Origin of the sequence: Roseateles sp. (assembly GCF_044373315.1) — a bacterium.
GTDB lineage: Bacteria > Pseudomonadota > Gammaproteobacteria > Burkholderiales > Burkholderiaceae_C > JACDQM01.
In genome coordinates this window covers 1-2,777 of record NZ_JBILQK010000227.1, presented here as the reverse complement: position 1 = coordinate 2,777, position 2,777 = coordinate 1, and the positions used below count along the sequence as shown (strand labels likewise).

Sequence of the window (2,777 nt, the reverse complement as noted above, 5' to 3'; positions counted from 1 at the left end):
ATGCTGAGTCCCACCACCGAAGGCCTCCGCATCTCCGGCACTCTGCCCGGCGGACAGGACGCACTCGCCATTCTATCAGACGCCAAGGACCTCCCCTTCGTCGCAGAAATCATCGAAATGAACGTCGAACTCGGCGCCAAGCGCATGCGCAGCAGCGAAGCCGACCTCCGCCGCCGCTTCCGCAGCATGATCGACGCCACCGCCAGCGCCGTGAAACGCAACGGCAATGGCTTCGACCCAAGCCGCCTCACCTGGTTCCACCGCCAACAGGCAGCACATTCCGCCGAATGGCGCAAAACCACCGAAGACGCACTCCGCCAAAGCCTCGACAGCCTCGCACCCTGACGGGCCACCCGGCGCTTACCTGCGCACGTTCTGCAAAACCAGATTCAAGTTGTGCCTCAAACCCGCACCGAGGTCGAAAGCGGGCTTTCCTGATAGACGGGAAAGCAAATCCTTCTTCTCGCCCTCGGCCGCGGCGTTGATCCGCTTCATCTCGCCGTCAAAGCTGGTGAAAAGCTCCGCCACCAGCTCATCCGTCGCGTGAAACGGCTTCACCGGCACCGCAGCCGCACCCTCAGCAACCGGCGGCGCGACCGGTGCCTCCGGCCTGCGGATCAGTCCTGTGTCGATGTTCCGCTTGCCAACCAGCCCCTTGATCTGCGCGCTCTCAAGAATCCCAGCCGATGAGAATGTTAGATGCAAATGACACACCGCCGCGTTGCCCATCCCCGACCGCAAATCCACCTGCATCGACAGGAAAACCCCGCGCGATGGCGTCGGCGTGATCGCCGGCGCATGGGTCCGGTAAGTCGCCTCCGTGAACGTGTAATTGGCCGTCCGCTTCTTGTCCCAACCGTTCAGACTGGCACCGAAACTCTCCGCATCGAAGGACACCGCCATCAGCGGCTGGATCGATAGGAACGAAAGTAAAATGAGCGATTTGATTTTCATGACTGCTTGATGGTTGCTTTGGATACTTGTTGGCGAAATCAGAAGGAAACCCTGGCACCCGTGTGCCAGATCCACGCGTCGGTATCGAACCCGCCCCCATTCTCATCACTGAAGGTGATCGACTCCACCCCGGACGAAAGGATCATCCGGTCCTGATAGAGATGAAGGTTCGCTCCGAGATAAAACGAGTGATATTCATTCCCGATCAGGAAATTCGAATCGTCAAACCGCAGATCGGAACTGCTTCCAACACCGGCAACAATCGCTCCGGGATCATCCGAACCCGCATAATGATAACGCCCGACAATCTTCAACGTCCCGGGAATCGCCCACCACTCTGGTGCCAACGTCAAACCCCACACCGACGAATCACCCTTCGCGATCATGAAGTCCGCCAGAAACTTGAAACGATCCCTCTCCAAAGTGAAACCCGTCGATACCAAATGCCGGAACGCCGGATTCTCCGTCACCAACTGCCCGCCATTCGCCGACCTCCGGCCCGCGACGTCATATCCCGGAATCGCACCCGAACGCCCCGCATCAAAGTTGTGAAGATAATCAAAATGCCAACGCGTGCGCTGGGTCGAGCCCTCAAATGAATCAACCATCGTCCGACCCAGACTCAGCGTGACAAACCCATCCCCACGCACCTCCGGAATGTCGTCCGGATCCCCACCCGTGAACCATCCGAGAGCATAATCCCAGTCGCCCGACTTGCGGTCGATCCGCAATCCCAGCGTGGACGGCGGAACCACCAGGTTCGTCAACGCCGAACGCTCCGGATACGGAAGGAACTCCGGTGAAATCCTCGACTCCCCGCCAATCTCCGGCTGGAACTTTCCATAAGTCACCCCGGTGTCTGTTAGGACTTCCGTCCGCGCGCTCAGCCTCTCCAATCCCGAATTCCGGCCCGACCCCGCCATTTCATAATCCACTTCAATGTCCGTATTCCGGAACGCACGGATCCGCGCGCCAAGCCGGGCACGGCGGGTCCGGCTGCCATCCATTTCCACATCCGGCGCTCCAGTCACATGCGCGTCGCCGGAGTTGATGCGCCAATCAAAAAATCCACGGATCGCCAGCTCCTGAATGTAGGGATTCTCCGGATCCTGAAACAACGTCGCACGCGCCCACAACGGATCCAAAGGACTCGGTGCCCAGCCCGAATCCACATACACCGGCTTCTCCTGCTCCGTCTCCGCCAACGCCGCGGGACATCCAGCGCCTCATTCGCTTCAAGCGATGAAACAAAAAGCGGGATGAGCAAACAACCGATCCGGGTAGCGTTCATATCTGGTTTCAGGGTTTGGCTTTCTTGTCCTCTTGCCGATCCGCAGCCCGGCGGACGCGGCTCACATACTGCTCAAGACTGTCACTCTTCTTCAGCGCCAACGCAGCCTGAAGCACCGGCAAGGCCTCCGTGTAACGTTGCTCACGCACCAACATCTGCCCGTATGCCAGATTCGCTGGATACGCCACCGCCTCCGAGCGCACCGCAAGCTGATAGTGGGTCCGCGCCTCCACAACCCACTCCTTGCGCTTCTCCTCATCCTCCTCATCCCGGGCCAGCTTGTCCTTGTGCCGCGCCAGCTCCAACAAAACCTCTCCGTCCGCCGGGTTGATCTCCACCAGCTTGTCTAACAAATTGCCAACCCGGTCCGTCTGACCCGCCGCCTGCGCCGCGCGGACCTCAGTCAACAGCAAACGCGTGCGGTCCGCAGGAGAGATCTTGTCTCCCGCCTTGCTCTGGATCGCCGCGATCAGCTCCTCCGCCTTTTCGGGAAATCCATAATCCACAAGAATCCTCGCCGACTTCAGTGCCC

General features: G+C 59.7%; 4 protein-coding genes. 1 reads left to right on the top strand and 3 read right to left on the bottom strand.

What is annotated here, in order from left to right:
* On the top strand, window positions 1-345 hold a 345-nt coding region (locus tag ACIQ67_RS20845), incomplete at its 5' end, for a hypothetical protein (RefSeq protein ID WP_397536287.1).
* 15 nt (window positions 346-360) lie between these two features.
* Here the strand turns inward: ACIQ67_RS20845 and ACIQ67_RS20840 are convergent.
* The 3 genes from ACIQ67_RS20840 to ACIQ67_RS20830 all read right to left on the bottom strand — a co-directional run.
* Window positions 361-954: a hypothetical protein gene (locus tag ACIQ67_RS20840; RefSeq protein WP_397536286.1), complete on the bottom strand. Its 594-nt coding sequence runs from the start codon at window positions 952-954 to the stop codon at window positions 361-363.
* Between the two features lie 38 nt (window positions 955-992).
* Window positions 993-2,159: a hypothetical protein gene (locus ACIQ67_RS20835; RefSeq protein ID WP_397536285.1), complete on the bottom strand. Its 1,167-nt coding sequence runs from the start codon at window positions 2,157-2,159 to the stop codon at window positions 993-995.
* A 94-nt stretch (window positions 2,160-2,253) separates the two neighbouring features.
* On the bottom strand, window positions 2,254-2,777 hold a 524-nt coding region (locus ACIQ67_RS20830; RefSeq protein ID WP_397536284.1), incomplete at its 5' end, for a hypothetical protein.